The 15,901-nt window shown below is 38.6% G+C and carries 17 protein-coding genes and 1 pseudogene; 9 read left to right on the top strand and 9 right to left on the bottom strand.

The annotated features are described in order from the left end of the window. The first annotated feature begins 194 nt into the window (after window positions 1-194). Window positions 195-404, top strand: coding sequence for a DNA-dependent RNA polymerase subunit epsilon (locus B5473_RS10550; RefSeq protein WP_008403475.1), 210 nt, complete (start codon window positions 195-197; stop codon window positions 402-404). A gap of 5 nt (window positions 405-409) precedes the next feature. Beyond that, the gene (gene rnjA, locus B5473_RS10545; RefSeq protein ID WP_079524905.1) at window positions 410-2,077 is read left to right on the top strand and encodes a ribonuclease J1; all 1,668 of its coding nucleotides are present in this window, start codon (window positions 410-412) and stop codon (window positions 2,075-2,077) included. A gap of 101 nt (window positions 2,078-2,178) precedes the next feature. Here rnjA and B5473_RS10540 read toward each other — a convergent pair whose 3' ends face one another. Further along, window positions 2,179-2,841 carry a potassium channel family protein gene (locus tag B5473_RS10540; RefSeq protein WP_079524902.1) on the bottom strand — a complete coding sequence of 221 codons (663 nt, stop codon included), beginning with the start codon at window positions 2,839-2,841 and terminating at the stop codon, window positions 2,179-2,181. Window positions 2,842-2,901: 60 nt separating this feature from the next. Next, window positions 2,902-3,330 (bottom strand): redoxin domain-containing protein, encoded by a 429-nt coding sequence (locus B5473_RS10535; RefSeq protein ID WP_079524900.1) that lies wholly within the window; start codon window positions 3,328-3,330, stop codon window positions 2,902-2,904. A gap of 226 nt (window positions 3,331-3,556) precedes the next feature. Here B5473_RS10535 and B5473_RS10530 point away from each other — a divergent pair, with 226 nt between their 5' ends. The 5 genes from B5473_RS10530 to B5473_RS10510 are packed head-to-tail and all read left to right on the top strand — an operon-like array spanning window position 3,557 to window position 7,885. Further along, complete coding sequence (locus B5473_RS10530) at window positions 3,557-4,099, top strand: helix-turn-helix domain-containing protein (protein WP_079524898.1); 543 nt, start codon at window positions 3,557-3,559, stop codon at window positions 4,097-4,099. A 16-nt stretch (window positions 4,100-4,115) separates the two neighbouring features. Then, window positions 4,116-5,216 (top strand): ABC transporter ATP-binding protein, encoded by a 1,101-nt coding sequence (locus B5473_RS10525; protein WP_079524896.1) that lies wholly within the window; start codon window positions 4,116-4,118, stop codon window positions 5,214-5,216. After that, a complete protein-coding gene (locus B5473_RS10520; protein WP_079524894.1) occupies window positions 5,209-6,012 on the top strand; it encodes an ABC transporter permease in 804 nt (267 codons plus the stop codon). The genes B5473_RS10525 and B5473_RS10520 overlap by 8 nt, the downstream gene beginning before the upstream one ends. Continuing rightward, window positions 6,012-6,812: an ABC transporter permease gene (locus B5473_RS10515; RefSeq protein WP_079524891.1), complete on the top strand. Its 801-nt coding sequence runs from the start codon at window positions 6,012-6,014 to the stop codon at window positions 6,810-6,812. The genes B5473_RS10520 and B5473_RS10515 overlap by 1 nt, the downstream gene beginning before the upstream one ends. Then, window positions 6,809-7,885 (top strand): ABC transporter substrate-binding protein, encoded by a 1,077-nt coding sequence (locus B5473_RS10510; RefSeq protein WP_079524889.1) that lies wholly within the window; start codon window positions 6,809-6,811, stop codon window positions 7,883-7,885. The genes B5473_RS10515 and B5473_RS10510 overlap by 4 nt, the downstream gene beginning before the upstream one ends. Before the next feature lie 37 nt (window positions 7,886-7,922). Here the strand turns inward: B5473_RS10510 and B5473_RS10505 are convergent, their stop codons facing one another. Continuing rightward, a complete protein-coding gene (locus B5473_RS10505) occupies window positions 7,923-8,384 on the bottom strand; it encodes an 8-oxo-dGTP diphosphatase (RefSeq protein WP_079524887.1) in 462 nt (153 codons plus the stop codon). Window positions 8,385-8,398: 14 nt separating this feature from the next. Further along, entirely contained in the window at window positions 8,399-8,959 is a 561-nt protein-coding gene (locus B5473_RS10500) for a TetR/AcrR family transcriptional regulator (protein ID WP_079524884.1), read from the bottom strand. A gap of 142 nt (window positions 8,960-9,101) precedes the next feature. Between B5473_RS10500 and B5473_RS10495 the strand changes: the two genes are divergently transcribed. Both B5473_RS10495 and B5473_RS10490 read left to right on the top strand, forming a co-directional pair. Then, complete coding sequence (locus tag B5473_RS10495; RefSeq protein WP_079524881.1) at window positions 9,102-10,025, top strand: DsbA family protein; 924 nt, start codon at window positions 9,102-9,104, stop codon at window positions 10,023-10,025. 245 nt (window positions 10,026-10,270) lie between these two features. Beyond that, on the top strand, window positions 10,271-11,458 hold the full coding sequence (locus B5473_RS10490) for an MFS transporter (protein WP_079524879.1): 1,188 nt from the start codon (window positions 10,271-10,273) through the stop codon (window positions 11,456-11,458). A gap of 48 nt (window positions 11,459-11,506) precedes the next feature. On the opposite strand, the gene B5473_RS10485 is transcribed toward B5473_RS10490, so the two are convergent. The 5 genes and pseudogenes from B5473_RS10485 to B5473_RS10460 form a co-directional block, all read right to left on the bottom strand. Continuing rightward, a complete protein-coding gene (locus B5473_RS10485) occupies window positions 11,507-12,628 on the bottom strand; it encodes an N-acetyldiaminopimelate deacetylase (protein ID WP_079524877.1) in 1,122 nt (373 codons plus the stop codon). 15 nt (window positions 12,629-12,643) lie between these two features. After that, window positions 12,644-13,357 (bottom strand): 2,3,4,5-tetrahydropyridine-2,6-dicarboxylate N-acetyltransferase, encoded by a 714-nt coding sequence (gene dapD / locus B5473_RS10480; RefSeq protein ID WP_079524875.1) that lies wholly within the window; start codon window positions 13,355-13,357, stop codon window positions 12,644-12,646. A 76-nt stretch (window positions 13,358-13,433) separates the two neighbouring features. Beyond that, complete coding sequence (locus B5473_RS10475) at window positions 13,434-14,333, bottom strand: LysR family transcriptional regulator (protein ID WP_079524873.1); 900 nt, start codon at window positions 14,331-14,333, stop codon at window positions 13,434-13,436. A 71-nt stretch (window positions 14,334-14,404) separates the two neighbouring features. After that, the gene (gene cbpB / locus B5473_RS10470; protein ID WP_079524871.1) at window positions 14,405-14,848 is read right to left on the bottom strand and encodes a cyclic-di-AMP-binding protein CbpB; all 444 of its coding nucleotides are present in this window, start codon (window positions 14,846-14,848) and stop codon (window positions 14,405-14,407) included. A 535-nt stretch (window positions 14,849-15,383) separates the two neighbouring features. Next, a pseudogene (locus B5473_RS10460) lies at window positions 15,384-15,713 on the bottom strand (SDR family oxidoreductase); the annotation flags it as partial. Between the last annotated feature and the right edge of the window lie 188 nt (window positions 15,714-15,901).

Genomic DNA, 15,901 nt, shown 5'->3' with positions numbered 1-15,901 from the left:
GCCTAACACTTCATTTAGAGTGGCACGCCCGATTACAGGACGTGCCATTTTTTTCATTCGTGGCCACTTTGATGTTCACGAAATTTGAAGGGCTTTTCTTTATTTTAAAGGAGTCCCGTGATAATATAAAGGAAATGCATTTTTCTACAAGTTAGAAGTGCAGTAATAATGTTCGTACTTAAAGGAGAGTAACTATGATTTACAAAGTCTATTATCAAGAAAACATTTCTGAGATTCCAGTTCGCGAAAACACAAAAACACTTTATTTAGAGGCGTCGTCTGAACGTGAAGTACGTCACTATTTAAAAGACCGTAACTACAATATCGAACTTGTTCAACTTCTAGAAGGCAACTATTTAGAATATGAACAAAATAGCCCGAATTTCCGTCTGGAGAACGCTTAATTGTTATGAAATTCGTTAAGAATGATCAAGCGGCTGTATTCGCACTCGGCGGACTGGGCGAAATCGGCAAAAACACATATGCAGTACAATTCCAAGATGAAATCATACTAATAGATGCAGGTATTAAATTCCCTGAAGACGATTTGCTTGGCATTGACTATGTAATTCCAGACTATACGTATTTAGTTCGAAACGTAGACAAAATCAAAGGCTTATTTATAACACACGGTCACGAAGATCATATCGGTGGTATTCCATATTTATTACGTCAAGTTAATGTTCCTGTATACGGCGGAAAACTTGCACTAGGTCTACTTCGCAACAAATTAGAAGAGCACGGCTTATTACGCACAACAAAACTGATTGAATTTAAAGAGAATGATGTCATTAAATTCCGTAAAACAGCTGTTAGCTTCTTCCGTACAACACATAGTATTCCAGATGCATATGGTATTGTCATCAAGACACCACCGGGTAATATTGTGCATACTGGTGACTTTAAGTTTGACTTTACTCCAGTAGGCGAGCCTGCTAACTTGACGAAAATGGCAGAAATTGGCCGTGATGGCGTTCTTTGTTTACTATCGGATAGTACAAACGCCGAAAAGCCAGATTTTACAATGTCTGAGCGTACAGTCGGGAAAAGCATTGACGAAATTTTCCGTAAAGTTGATGGTCGGATTATTTTTGCAACATTTGCTTCAAATATCCACCGATTACAACAGGCAACAGATGCAGCCGTGAAATATGGCCGTAAAGTTGCTGTGTTCGGTCGATCAATGGATAATGCGATTACAATCGGCCGTGAATTAGGCTATATTACAGCACCTAAAGAAACATTTGTCGATATACAAAGCTTAAACCGTTTACCTGCAAATGAAGTGATGATTTTATGTACCGGTTCTCAAGGTGAACCGATGGCTGCATTATCACGTATTGCTAACGGTACACACCGTCAAATTCAAATCCAGCCTGGTGATACAGTTGTATTCTCATCTTCTCCGGTTCCTGGTAACACGATGAGCGTAAACAAAATCATTAACCTATTATTCCGCGCTGGTGCAGAAGTTATCCATGGCGCATTAAATAATATCCATACTTCAGGTCACGGTTCTCAACAAGAACAAAAGCTTATGCTTCGTTTAATGAAACCAAAATTCTTTATGCCGATTCATGGTGAATATCGTATGTTGAAAATTCATACGGAATTAGCTGAAGCTTGTGAAGTTCCATTGGAAAACTCATTCGTTATGGAAAACGGTGATGTTCTTGCATTAAGTGCAAATGAAGCACATGTTGCAGGACGCATTCCTTCAGGCGATGTGTATATCGATGGTAATGGAATCGGGGATATCGGCAATATCGTATTACGCGACCGCCGAATTCTTTCAGAAGAAGGTTTAGTCATCGTAGTCGTAAGTGTCGATATGGCTAAAAACAAAATTGTTTCCGGTCCGGATATTATTTCTCGCGGATTTGTGTATATGCGTGAATCAGGCATGATGATCAATGAAGCACAAAAAATGCTGAACCATCATTTAAACAGCACGATTCAGGAAAAAGATACACAATGGAATGATTTGAAAAATGAAATTACCGATGTATTAGGCCCATATTTATATGAGAAAACGAAACGTCGTCCAATGATTTTACCGATCATTATGGAAGTATAAAAAGGGACTAGTCCTCAATATAAAAAATCCATCATTTTGCTTTCGCAAGATGATGGATTTTTAATTATATCCGAATATATTTTCGTTAATAACAGTCTACCTTACTTCTGAATAACCTTCTTCACAAATCGGTTAATATCGACATCTGCTCCGATTATAAGCAGAACATCCCCTACTTCAATGCGTTCTGTTGCATTTGGGGAAATCATGATTTCATCACCGCGTGTAATGCCGACGATGTTCAAGCCGTATTTTGCCCGTACATCCAGCTCGATTAACGATTGGCCGGCAATACTTTCGTTTGCTTTAATTTCCATGATGGAATGTTCACCGGAAATCTCCAAGTAATCAAGGACACTGTTTGACATCATGTTATTGGCGATCCGGATACCCATATCACGTTCAGGGTGAACGACAAAATCTGCCCCGATTTTCAGCAATACTTTTTCATGGTAGTCGTTTTGCGCCTTTACGGTAATTTGCGGAACGCCGAGCTCTTTCAAAATAAGCGTTGTCAAAATACTCGATTGGATATCTTCACCAATCGCTACAATGACATGTTCGAAATTCCATAAACCAAGTGATTTGATTGTTTCCTCTTCTGTCGTATCCGCTACTACAGCCTGTGTTGCAATACGGGCAAATTCATCGACACGTTCACTGTCTGTATCGATAGCCATTACATTGGCCCCCTGTTTAACGAGTTCACGTACGATACTTCCTCCAAAACGTCCCAGCCCTATTACTACGAATTCTTTTTTCATTCTTTTCTCCTCCGAACATCCAGTTGCCACTAGTTTAACGCATTGAAACAGCTGTTGTCATTAAATAATACGTTCTATTTTCTGTTGCAGTAATTTCAATGCAAAATAGCCGGCCTTAAAAAAGCGCAGTTGCTGCTGTTGATCAAATATATAGTAGGCAGGTACGAATTTGTTCCCAAACCGGTCGCTTATTTTTAGTTCATTATCAAGGTAAACAGGGTATATTATTTCCAATTGCTTTATTTTCTCTTTAACAAGTGCTTCAGAATAATCCGATTCTTCTCTTGGCATATGAATCGCATGAACCGTTAACCGATCCCCAAATATACGTTCCAGTTCCTTCAGGTTTTTGATGGAATGGGCACATTCCGAACAGCTCATTGACCAGAAATAAACCAATGTCGCTTTAGCAGTTTCTTCGTAGGTATTCTTCCGATTTAATATTTTCGTCGCGCCACTTAACGATGGCATTATTGTTCGAATCCTCATTTATATTCACCTCGTTGTAACATATGTAATGACGGTTTTTTCGGTACCATTCAAATGTCCCAAGACATATATCAATATATATTTGGACAAGACCCTTGAAAATACATATTAATTATGTATAATTATTAGTGCTTTCGTAAACTTAAAGTAATGTAAAAGTAAACTTCCTTACTCAAGGTTTATAAACAGTAAACTATTGAGCGAAAAATATAAGGGGTGTGACTATATGCAAATTGGTTCAAAAATTAAAGCCCTTCGCATAAAAAAAGGGCTTACCCAGGAAGAGCTCGGGGAACGTACCGATTTAACAAAAGGTTATATTTCCCAATTAGAGCGAGACTTAAATTCCCCTTCCATTGAAACATTGTTTAACTTACTGGAAGTTCTCGGGTGTACGCCACGAGACTTTTTTGATGACACGGAAAAAAATGAAAAAATTGTCTTCACGAAAAATGAACAAACATGCTTCATTGATCAAGATAAAAAATATGAAATCGAGTGGCTTATTCCTACCTCAAATGAAAAGGAAATGGAGCCAGTTTTCATTACATTGCAAAAAGATGCAGAATTTAAAGCATTTGAGCCGTCACTGGCAGAAACGTTCATCTATGTTCAAAACGGGCGAATTCGAGTCGTTCTTGGCAGTGAAGAATATATCGCTAGTGAAGGTGATGCCGTATATTACGAAGCATCTTCCAACCATCAAATTTTCAATGCGCACAGTGGCATAACAAAATTGCTCCTTGTCGCGACACAATCATATTTATAAATTAGGAGGATGCATAATGGATAACACGATTATTCGCTTTGAAAATGTCACAAAATCATATGATGACGGAACAGTAGTTTTAAAAAATATTAACTTTGAATTGGAACGAGGTAAGTTCTATACACTACTTGGACCATCCGGATGCGGGAAAACAACGATTTTACGTATTATCGCCGGGTTTACCGACGCCTCTACAGGGGATGTTTTCTTCAATGGAAAACGAATTAATAATGTTCCTGCAAATGAACGCCAAGTAAATACAGTATTCCAGGATTATGCACTCTTCCCTCATTTGAATGTTTTTGAAAACGTGGCATTTGGCTTACGAATCAAAAAAGTAAAAGAAGCCGAAGTGAAAGAACGTGTGCAGGAAGCGTTGAAGTTCGTAAACTTGGCGGGCTATGGTAGCCGTGAAATTTCGGAAATGTCTGGTGGGCAGCGTCAGCGTGTTGCGATTGCCCGTGCGATCGTCAATGATCCGGACGTGATTTTACTTGATGAGCCTTTATCTGCACTTGATCTAAAATTGCGTACAGAAATGCAGTACGAGCTTCGCGAACTGCAGCAGCGTCTTGGTAAGACATTTATATTTGTTACACATGACCAGGAAGAAGCACTTGCAATGAGTGATGAAATTTTTGTCCTTTCCCAAGGTGAAATTAAGCAATCCGGTACACCTGTAGATATTTACGATGAGCCGATCAACCGTTTTGTTGCAGACTTTATCGGTGAATCCAATATTGTGGACGGTATCATGATTGAAGATTACCGTGTAAAATTTGCCGGAAAAGAGTTCGAATGTGTCGATGCCGGGATGAAGCGGAATGAAAAAATTGATATTGTCATTCGTCCGGAAGACTTGGAAATTACAACACCTGAAAAAGGCAAGCTGATCGTAACAGTAGATACACAGCTGTTCCGCGGTGTGCACTACGAATTATCGACATATGATAAAGACGGCAATGAATGGCTTGTCCACTCATTGAAGAAAGCGGAAGTTGGCGCGGAAATCGGATTGGACTTTGATCCGGAAGCAATTCACGTAATGCGTTTAAACGAAACGGAAGAAGATTTCGATAAACGTTTAGAAGCGTATGGGGATGAAGAGCATGAATAAAACAGCTAAAGGACCGTTAATCCCCTACGTATTTTGGATAATTTTATTCGTTATCGCACCAATTGCGTTAATCGTCTATTATTCAGTTCTTGATTTAAACGGGAACTTTACATTGGCCAACTATGCGAAGTTCTTTACACCGGTTTATTTGAAAATGACATTGAGCAGTTTCTGGTATGCATTTTTAATTACATTGTTTACATTATTATTTGCCTATCCTACTGCTTACTTATTGACTAAAACGAAGCATAAACAATTATGGCTTATGCTCATTATTATTCCTTCTTGGATTAACCTGCTGTTAAAAACATATGCATTTATCGGCATTTTCGGTTTATACGGTCCAATCAATGCAATGATTGAAGTATTTGGTTTTGATCCAAAGCAAATTTTATTTACGGACTTTAGTTTTGTATTTGTATCGGTTTATATTTTCATTCCATTTATGATTATTCCGATTTTCAACTCATTGGACAAAATGAATCCTTCACTTATTTACGCATCACGAGATTTAGGGGCAAATGCATGGACAACTTTCCGACGTGTCATTTTCCCACTGACAATCGACGGCGTAAAATCAGGTATTCAAGTAACGTTCATTCCTGCATTGTCGCTGTTCATGATTACACGTTTAATCGCCGGAAACCAGGTTATAACTTTAGGTACGGCGATTGAGCAGCAATTCCTTGTTTCCCAAAACTGGGGTATGGGTTCGACAATTGCCGTGTTCTTAATTTTATTCATGGTGCTTACAATGCTGTTTACTAGACAAAAATCTAAAGGAGGACGTGTCTGATGAAAAAGTTGTCCGCTATGTCGAAAGTATATTTACTTTTCGTATTCGCGATCCTTTACGCACCAATATTTTATTTAATTTTCTACTCCTTTAACAGTGGCGGCAACATGAATAATTTCGAGTCATTCACACTTGAGCACTATGCGGCTGTATTTGAAGATTCAAGATTAATTATCATTTTGCTGAACACAGTACTCGTTGCCTTATTATCAGGTTTAATCGCAACGATTATCGGAACACTCGGGGCAATCGGTATTGTTTCATTGAAAGACAAAAAAATGCGCAATACATTGCTTTCGTTAAATAATGTTCTGATTGTTTCACCTGATGTTGTTATCGGTGCAAGCTTCTTAATTTTATTTACGATGATCGGTGTAAAACTAGGGTTCGCTTCAGTACTTGTATCGCATGTTGCGTTCAGTGTACCGATCGTTGTACTTATGGTTTTACCGAAATTACTTGAAATGAACACTTCCCTGATTGATGCTGCACGTGACTTAGGTGCAACGAAACGCGATGTATTGACACGTGTTATTTTACCGTATATTTCACCAGGAATTTTCGCCGGTTTCTTCATGGCATTAACGTATTCATTGGATGACTTTGCGGTTACATTTTTCGTAACAGGAAATGGCTTCAGTACATTATCTGTTGAAATTTACTCAATGGCCCGTGCCGGCATTTCGTTAACAATCAATGCTATTTCAGGGTTAGTATTTGCTGTAACGGTATTAATCGTTATCGGATACTACTTTATTAACAAACGTTCAAAATCTGTAGCAACGGGGGGACAACGATGAGAGAATTAGTTCAAGCAACGACTGCCATTGTCATTGTATGTGCCCTGCTGTTTTTCACAGTTGACCGTATGCAATCAGCCGGTTCTGCAGGAAGCAAAGATACATTAACGGTTTATAACTGGGGTGAATATATCGACCCGGAATTAATCGATAAGTTTGAAGAAGAAACTGGAATTAAAGTAACGTATGAAACATTTGATTCAAATGAAGCAATGTTGACGAAAGTACAGCAAGGCGGCTCTGCCTATGATATTGCGGTTCCTTCCGAATATACGATTGAATCAATGAAGGAAGATGACCTGCTCATTCCGATTGATCATAACTTAGTTCCGAATCTGCAAAATATTAATGAAGATTTTCTGGATTTGCCATTCGACCCTGGTAATGAATACTCCATCCCTTATTTCTGGGGAACAGTTGGAATTGTCTATAATCCGAATTTAATCGATGACCATTTAACGTTCGAAACTTGGGAAGACTTATGGGATCCATCATTAAAACGGAAAGTCTTTCTGGTGGATGGCTCACGTGAAGTAGTCGGAATGGGACTGAACTCAATCGGTGAGTCACTTAATGTGAAAGATGATGACTTATTGCGTAAAGCGACAGATCACCTAATTGAGCTTTCACCAAATATTAAAGCAATTATTGGTGATGAAATAACACCGCTTATGATAAATAATGAAGCATCTGTAGCATTAACATTCTCCGGTCAGGCCGCAGATATGATGTGGGAAAATGAAGAGTTAGAGTTTGCCGTACCGCAAGAAGGTTCTAACTTGTGGTTCGATAATATGGTTATTCCAAAAACTTCACAAAATATTAAAGGTGCCCATAAATTTATCAACTTCATGCTTGATCCTGAAAATGCTGCACAAAATGCAGACTATGTCGGCTATTCAACACCTAATGAAGCCGCTTGGGAACTGATGGATGAGGAAGTTATTAACGATGAACGTTTCTACCCGCCACATGACCAGCGTGAAAAATTGGAAGTTTACGAAAACCTTGGCCTTGAATGGCTAGGAAAATACAATGAATACTTCCTTGAATTTAAAATGAGCTTGAAATAAAACGAAAGCGTGGCCAACAAATTTGGTCACGCTTTTTTTATAGCTTATGTATGATACGCTTGTCGATTTGATTATTTTGTTCATCCCACATTGTATGGATTTCAAATGTTCCTGGCTCGAAGAACAAATCGAAACGAACTTGAATGTCTTCCTGCATCGGGTAATATTTAGCCTCGCTAATCTTAACCCACTCCAGCTCCCCTTCTGTGCAGGAGTCTAAAACTTCCCCCGTAAAATCATCCGTCCAATAATTATAAATAATAAAATGATCGTGCAATTCCGGATTCGTGTAATGGGAGATTCCTTTAAACACCAAAGATTGTACTTCCAACCCGGTCTCTTCTTTTACTTCCCGGATTGCACCTTCAGCAAAGCCTTCAGGAAAATCCACTTTACCACCCGGTGGAATATATCCTTTGAAATGATCATGCTGACGGTTGAGCAACAATACTTTATCCTCTTTTTGTATCATGACAACAGTCCAAAATTTATAATTCATCCACAATTCCCCTTTCACATGCCGCTTACTCCGGACATGATAAATGGTAAAACTGATTTAATATAGGATTCCGGTTCAACTTCTTTAATGCTTCTTTTCCATTCCACAGAAGCTCCGTATAATCCCCAGCTCAGCATGACTGCCATTAGCTTTATTGTTTGTTCATCATCATTTGATCGCTGTTTAAGGAGCATATGATAAAAAATGATTTCAAGCTGTTCCCTGATAATTCGAGCAATCGTATCTTCATAGCCTCGATGACAACGAGTAGACAGTGACATTTGGAAATCTGTAATAGCTATGAAAATGCTGCTTATCACTTCTTCATTTAATTCACTGCTTTTGTACGTCTCACAGTTTAAATTAACTAATAATACTTCCGATAATGATTTATCCAAAAGATCGTAAATATCTTCGAAATGATAATAGAAAGTTGCACGGTTAATCATCGCCTCAGCTGTAATATCCTTCACCGTTATATCCTTAAATTCCTTCTGACTTGAAAGATCTATAAAAGCATCCATTATTAGTTTACGTGTCCGACGTATTCTAGGGTCTACTTTTACTTCCTTCATTTTTATCCCTCCTACTTTTTATACAGATTTTCGAATGTGTTGAATATACAACACATCGCCCGAACTATCGGTACGCAATGTATTTAACTTATTTTACAATTCAATTATAGAACAAAGATATCACTTAAGGGAGGAGTAGACATTGAAAAATAATAATATGGTTTGTGATTTAGTAACTGGGGTTTGTGGTGTGGCTGAGGAAAATGAATTGGAACTAATTGATTTTAACAAACAGGAAAAATCAGTGGATCTTTATTACGTAACCGATCCTATTTGTTCACATTGTTGGGCAATTGAACCTGTAATTGGCCGTTTTGTAAAACAGTATGGAAAGCATTTCAACTTCCATACAGTAATGGGCGGTCTGCTGGAAAAATGGCATGACGGACCGATTGATCCTGCAAACGGAATATATAAGCCAGCTGACGTTGCTGGCCATTGGCGAGAAGTAGGCGAGTATTCAAGAATGCCGATTGATGGATCACTAATGGTGGATAATCCTGTTCAATCATCCTATCCGCCATCTCATGTTTTTAAAGTTCTCCAAAAAAATTATAGCGAAGAAATTGCATCCGAATATTTACGTCGTGCTAGAGAAGCCCTTTTTGTTTTCAATGAGAATATTTCTGATCGGTCTGTTTTAGTGGAACTTGTCAATCAGCTTGGACTTGATGGAGAATCAATTGTAAGTAAAGCAGAGCAACCAATCGGACAACAATTATTAAATGAAGATTTTGACCTTGTAAAAACTCTCGGAGTTAGAGGTTTCCCATCGATCATCATAGTGAACAAGGAAAATAAGGGTGTCAAAATTGTTGGTGGTCAGCCGTTACAGGCCTATATTGACGGCTTAAAACAAGTTATGAATGCAGAGGAACTTCAACCAACAGAACAGCCTTCATTACCTACACTTTTAAAAACGGAAAAACTAATTTTTTCTAAAGAAATTGAAGTGATGTATGATCTGGAAAAATCCGATGTTCAATCTTTTATTAATCAAAAACTTTCACCAGACGAATACAAGTTGCATGAAATTCTTGGTGAACCATATATAGTATCGAAATAGCGTTTTTAAACTACTAATTTTTAATTACCCCCTACACAAAAGATGAAGTGTAGGGGGTATACTTGTTAGTATAAATACCGGATAGTTTATGACTTGTATCAGCTGCATACAAATGTTTCCTACTAACGATTTCTTTATGAAGATTCGACATGATTAAATGCAATTTTGAAAATTTTAGAGTATGATATTTAATATAAATATATATTTCTAGTATCGAAATACCTAAACAGGAAGGCTGGCATTCTATGACAGAAAAATCCAATAAGTTAGCGCTTTATTTATTAATGTTTAATATGTTCATTACAATGGGCGGTATCGGGATTATTGTTCCTGTTATGCCTGCCTATTTGCAAGTGTTCGGTGTCGGAGGACAAGTGCTCGGCTTTTTAATTGCAGGCTTTGCTCTTGCTCAATTTCTGTTCTCTCCGGTTGCCGGAGATTTGTCGGACCGCCATGGCCGGAAAATGTTCATTATTGGCGGGCTTATCGTATACGGTTCTTCACAAATTTTATTCGGTCTCGCTTCAGAAGTATGGGTATTATTTTTAGCACGTTTTTTAAGCGGGACAGGCGCAGCATTTATTATGGCGCCAATTATGGCATTTGTAGCCGATATTACGACATTTGAAGAGCGCGGGAAAGGGATGGGTATGATCGGTGCCGCAATGTCTTTAGGCTTTATGGTCGGTCCGGGTGTAGGCGGGTTCTTATCTGAAGTAAATTTGACATTCCCTTTCTTTTTAGCCGGAACTGTAGCATATATGGCTGCAATCTTGTCCGCTATATATTTACCTAATATTAAAAATATTCGACAGACAATTGCGCCACGTGAAAAACTGTTTAGACAAATGGTCAAATCTGTGAAGACCTCCTATTTCATCTTTTTAATCATTGTCTTCACGTTCAGTTTTGGTATTTCCAATTTCCAAGCAACTTTAACGCTTTATTTAGACCATAAATTTGGTTATACCCCATCAGAAATCGCCATTATTTTAACAGTCGGCGGTTTTGCGGGTGTAGTACTTCAAATGTTCGTCGTGAATAAATTGTTTAAACGTTTCGGGGAAATGAAAGTTATTTTAGTCAACTTGCTGTTGGCGGCCGCAATGATGCTGCTCGTTATTTACATTAGTGGCTTCTTCATCATTTTAGTTGTCGCTACCCTGTTCTCGATTGCCACAACGTTCATTCGTCCTGCAGTAAATACACTTATTTCAAAGCTTGCTGGTAATGAACAAGGCTTTGCTGCCGGTATGAACAATGCTTATATGAGCCTCGGCAATATGTTCGGTCCAGCACTTGCAGGTGTCCTGTTCGATTGGAACCCGAATTCGCCATATATTTTGGGAACTTTTGTGCTCGTCGGCTGTTTCACGCTTGCCTATTTATGGACAAACAAAAAAGCGCCTCATTTAATGAAAGCAACTTCATAATAATTAAAAAAGGCTATCCAAAATTTATTGGATAGCCTTTTTCGTATGTTATACCAGCTGGCGGATAAATTGTTCGACGAAGCGGCAATTTAGAGGAATAAGTGATTCGTCCGGTGCCATTTTAGCATGGTGGAGGCCGTAGTTTGAATTGGCTCCTGTCCAGAACATCGCGCCTGGCAAATCCTTGATGAAATAACCGAAGTCTTCACCTGTCATTGCAGCAGGACATTCATAAGCGGTTGTCCCTTCAAACTGTTCAGCAAACTCCAGTAAAGCATTGGCACAATTAGGATCATTATTTACCTCATAATACATTGAGCCGTAATCAATAGCGATAGAGCATTCAAATGCGGCTTCAATTCCTTTGCATATTGCTTCAATACGACGTTTTACTTCTGCCATTGCCTGTGCATTCAATGTTCGAATTGTTCCTTCAAGACGCGCATTTTCTGCAATGACATTCTGAACTGTACCAGAAGTCATTTTTCCGATCGTAATGACTGCACTATCCATTGGATTGACATTCCGGCTTATAATTGTTTGCAGCTGCATCACTAAATTGGATGCCGCAACCGTCATATCCCTTGTTTTATGAGGGTAGGCTGCATGACCGCCAATCCCTTTCAAATCAATAAACAGCTCGGAAGTATTGGCAAACAGAAGCCCTGGTCTTGTTGCAATCGTACCTACCGGATATTCCGGAGCGATATGTAGTGCATAGAGTTCATCTGCAACAAGATGAGGCTGTTCTGCTTTTAGCCACTCCAGCATCGGTTCTGCACCACCTGGACCTTCCTCCGCAGGTTGGAAATAAACAACGACATTTTGAACAGGCGGCTGTTTTGAAAACGCCTCTACAAGTCCAAGCGCAATCGACATATGACAATCATGACCGCAAGCATGCATAAAACCGGCATACTCCGATTCAAACGGGAGTCCTGTCTCTTCTTGTACAGGAAGTGCATCTATATCTGTACGCCAACCAATCAGCTTTGACGGGCTTATCCCTTGTATAAATACAACAATTCCTGTTTTCCAAGTCGTTATTTGCAAATGCTGCTGATTCAGATTTGAAATAAAATGGAGTAAATAGCTCTGTGTTTTAAATTCATTAAAGCCTACTTCAGGAATTTTATGTAGGTCTCTTCTTACTTCAATAAGATGCCTCATGTCGTTCCCGCCTTTTTATAAGTTACGCAGTGAATCGATAATTTCTGTTTTCGATTTTGTTTTTTCGTCCAATACTTTGATTTGACGAGCTGGTACTCCTGCAACGACTGTGTATGGCTCAACGTCTTTAATAACGATTGCTCCTGCTGCTACTACTGCACCTTTACCGATGCGAACACCTTCCAATACTACGGCATTTGCACCGATGACAACATCATCTTCTACAACAACCGGTAAAGCACTCGGTGGTTCTACTACGCCTGCAAGAACAGTTCCTGCACCGATATGGCAGTTTGCTCCTACTGTTGCACGACCACCTAGTACCGCGCCCATATCAATCATTGATTTTGCACCAATTTCTGCGCCAATATTAATGATGGCACCCATCATAATGACTGCATTGTCACCGATTGTAACTTGATCACGGATAATTGCACCTGGTTCAATTCGTGCATTTATTTTTTTCGTATCTAAAAGTGGTACACCCGAATTACGACGATCACTTTCTACTACATAGTCTTCGATAAGATCTGCATATTTTTTTAATGATGCTTCAATTTCAGTCCATTCACCAAAAACTACCGCATTATTACCTTCACCAAACACTTTGCTTTCGGTACCAAATGATAAATCCGCAACACCAATTCCCTTTACATAAACCTTTACTGGTGTTACCTTTTTTGCTTCTGAAATAAAATCAATAATTTGTTGTGCATTTAATTTTTCCATATGACACCTCGCTGCGTGTTAGATTTTTTAACATGAATAATTGTACTAAATTTTCAGTAATATTAAAACTATTTTTTTAGTTGGTTTCACTTGAGTAATCATACAGGCAGCGTGCATGATCTTGTACTAAATCGACAAAAGCTTCCACTTGGCGTAATTCGAATGTCGATTCATATCCGATCAGCCATGTATCCCGTGTTAGCCCGTCATCATTGCCATTATTGGCTAAAGGGATTTTATGAACATTTTCTTCACCGTTCAACGTAATTGAAGGTAAAATAGCATAACCGATACCATTTACAGCCATTTGCTTACAAGTTTCAATCTGATCTACAATGATTTGATGTTTTGGATTGTAGTTGAAATGACGTTGCCACCATTGCTGAATTTCCTGGTAATAATTCGAATCGCTTTTAAATTGGATAAACGGGCGGTCGGATGTCAATATATCTTCCATATCCTGGATTTCCTTATCCACTAAGTACATCGTATCGCGGAACAAATGAATTTTCTTCCCTTTCCATTCTGCCTGTCCGCGGACAATGCCGATATGTGCTTCGCCGTCATAAAGAGCTTTTATGATTTCAGAGCTCCATCCAGTAATTAATGAAATTTTCGTATCCGGATATTTTGTTACATAGTCTTTTAATACTTTTGGCAGCCAATTTTGACCGACAATCGAAGCACAGGCAATTTTTAATGTACCGTGCACTTTTGTGTTCAACGAGTGGATCGTTTCAAAAATTTCCTCCCGCTTTACAATCAAATCATTTGAATATTGAATAACCAGTTCTCCCGCAGGCGTTGGTGTTAATCCTTTTTGGGAACGAATAAATATTTGTACGCCCCATTCTTTTTCAATTGATTGAAGTCGCTGTGACAGTGCTGGTTGCGTTAAAAAAAGGCGTTCTGCCGCTTTTCGCATATTTCTCTCTTCTGCCAACACTTTAATGATCTCTGCTTCTGTTGCTGTCACTGACAACCCTTCCTTTCCGAACAAACGGTTAAAAAAACGACAAAATCCCATTAGGACTTTGTCGACATATTTTAAGCGTTTTGCTGGTAAATATATTTCTTTAATTGTTTTAAAATAATTCTTCGCGTCATAATACCGACAAATGTGCCCTCTTCATCGACTACACATAAAAAGGCGTGGTTAATTACTAGATCGAGTGCACGTTGGAATGTATCCGTAATTTTTAAATACACAACTTCCTGGTTCATGACCTCATCCACACGAATGTCTGCTAATCTATCATATTCAATTCGCTCTAAGCCTAAAATAGACTCCGTTATCATTTTGGTACTTAATAATCCTTTTAACCGATACTTTACATCCAGAACCGGAATAGAAGAATACCCCGTTTTTGTTAAAACTAATAATGCATGTTCAGCGTTGTTTCCACTTTGTACATGGGCGACCTTCTCAGATGAAATAATAAAATCTTTTATAGGCATATCTAGTAAAGCTCTGTTGTTCGTTGAAATCATGACATTCTACTCCTTTATCCCGCTAATAACGGGCAGCACCATACTAAGATAAACTGAAAACTTACTGCCGTTATTCTTTGCCCCGTCTTTCGACAAAACAGTTTCTCTAATCTCTATCATACCATACAGATCATTTTTATGACTATGAAAGGCGCCTATGATTGCAAAAGAAAAAGCATAATAAGACGAGAAGATTCGTCCCATTATGCATTATTTTCAGTAACCCCTTGCCCAATAATAAAAAATAATAATACCTGTAAATGTGCCAAAAACTGCATACGATAAAATAATCGGGTTGAGCAGGAATGGATGCTCCTGAATTTCTTCAGGCACTTCCGAATCACGTTCCTGACCGCTGCCTTCTATATTATGTCCAACACGTACCGTTAAATAATAGCCTATAAAACATAGTATGATGACAACAAAAATCGTTGGATAAAGCCATATTCCGATTGTGATCGCCTCCTTTTAACAGTTAGCGATAGTATACAGCAATAATTTGGAATTTATTCTTTTATGATATCATTTAAAAAAGTTAAAACGGGTGCTGATTCAGCCATTGTCCGCCATCTAAAGTAATGCATTCTCCGTTTAAATAGCTTGCCTTATCTGATAGCATAAATACCGCTAGATCGGCTATTTCCTCAGGTGTGCCAAGACGCCTTAATGGAACAGAATTCAATGTACGTTTTGCTTGTTCTTCCGATTCCCATAATTTATCGGCCCCGCCTGTACGCTCAATTGGCCCTGGTGCAATGGCATTTACGCGAATCCCATATTGGCCGCCCCATTCAACCGCAAGCGAACGTGTCAACGAGAGCACCCCGGCTTTTGCGGCAGCTGAATGAATAACGCCAGCTCCAGCCTTGCCTTGTAACATTTTATCCATCCCCTTCGCCTATAAAATGAACAGTCATTCATAAATAGAGTTTACTATAATAGAGGAGAAATAAATACTAAAATATTAAAATTTCTCTGTTCTATGTAGGATTTTACTGTTTATATAGTAGGTTTTCTTTTTTAGAGGAATGGAGTGAGTAATGAGTTTGGATT

This window comes from Solibacillus isronensis (genome assembly GCF_900168685.1).
Taxonomy (GTDB): Bacteria; Bacillota; Bacilli; order Bacillales_A; family Planococcaceae; genus Solibacillus; species Solibacillus isronensis_A.
The sequence above is the reverse complement of the archived record's forward strand: the minus strand, read 5'-3'. Positions and strand labels throughout refer to the sequence as shown.

Bases quoted from the DNA above. Each gene is read 5' to 3' on its own strand.
- B5473_RS10550 (WP_008403475.1), top strand. From the start codon at position 195: ATGATTTACAAAGTCTATTATCAAGAAAACATTTCTGAGATTCCAGTT.
- rnjA (WP_079524905.1), top strand. From the start codon at position 410: ATGAAATTCGTTAAGAATGATCAAGCGGCTGTATTCGCACTCGGCGGA.
- B5473_RS10540 (WP_079524902.1), bottom strand. From the start codon at position 2,841: ATGAAAAAAGAATTCGTAGTAATAGGGCTGGGACGTTTTGGAGGAAGT.
- B5473_RS10535 (WP_079524900.1), bottom strand. From the start codon at position 3,330: ATGAGGATTCGAACAATAATGCCATCGTTAAGTGGCGCGACGAAAATA.
- B5473_RS10530 (WP_079524898.1), top strand. From the start codon at position 3,557: ATGCAAATTGGTTCAAAAATTAAAGCCCTTCGCATAAAAAAAGGGCTT.
- B5473_RS10525 (WP_079524896.1), top strand. From the start codon at position 4,116: ATGGATAACACGATTATTCGCTTTGAAAATGTCACAAAATCATATGAT.
- B5473_RS10520 (WP_079524894.1), top strand. From the start codon at position 5,209: ATGAATAAAACAGCTAAAGGACCGTTAATCCCCTACGTATTTTGGATA.
- B5473_RS10515 (WP_079524891.1), top strand. From the start codon at position 6,012: ATGAAAAAGTTGTCCGCTATGTCGAAAGTATATTTACTTTTCGTATTC.
- B5473_RS10510 (WP_079524889.1), top strand. From the start codon at position 6,809: ATGAGAGAATTAGTTCAAGCAACGACTGCCATTGTCATTGTATGTGCC.
- B5473_RS10505 (WP_079524887.1), bottom strand. From the start codon at position 8,384: ATGAATTATAAATTTTGGACTGTTGTCATGATACAAAAAGAGGATAAA.
- B5473_RS10500 (WP_079524884.1), bottom strand. From the start codon at position 8,959: ATGAAGGAAGTAAAAGTAGACCCTAGAATACGTCGGACACGTAAACTA.
- B5473_RS10490 (WP_079524879.1), top strand. From the start codon at position 10,271: ATGACAGAAAAATCCAATAAGTTAGCGCTTTATTTATTAATGTTTAAT.
- B5473_RS10485 (WP_079524877.1), bottom strand. From the start codon at position 12,628: ATGAGGCATCTTATTGAAGTAAGAAGAGACCTACATAAAATTCCTGAA.
- dapD (WP_079524875.1), bottom strand. From the start codon at position 13,357: ATGGAAAAATTAAATGCACAACAAATTATTGATTTTATTTCAGAAGCA.
- cbpB (WP_079524871.1), bottom strand. From the start codon at position 14,848: ATGATTTCAACGAACAACAGAGCTTTACTAGATATGCCTATAAAAGAT.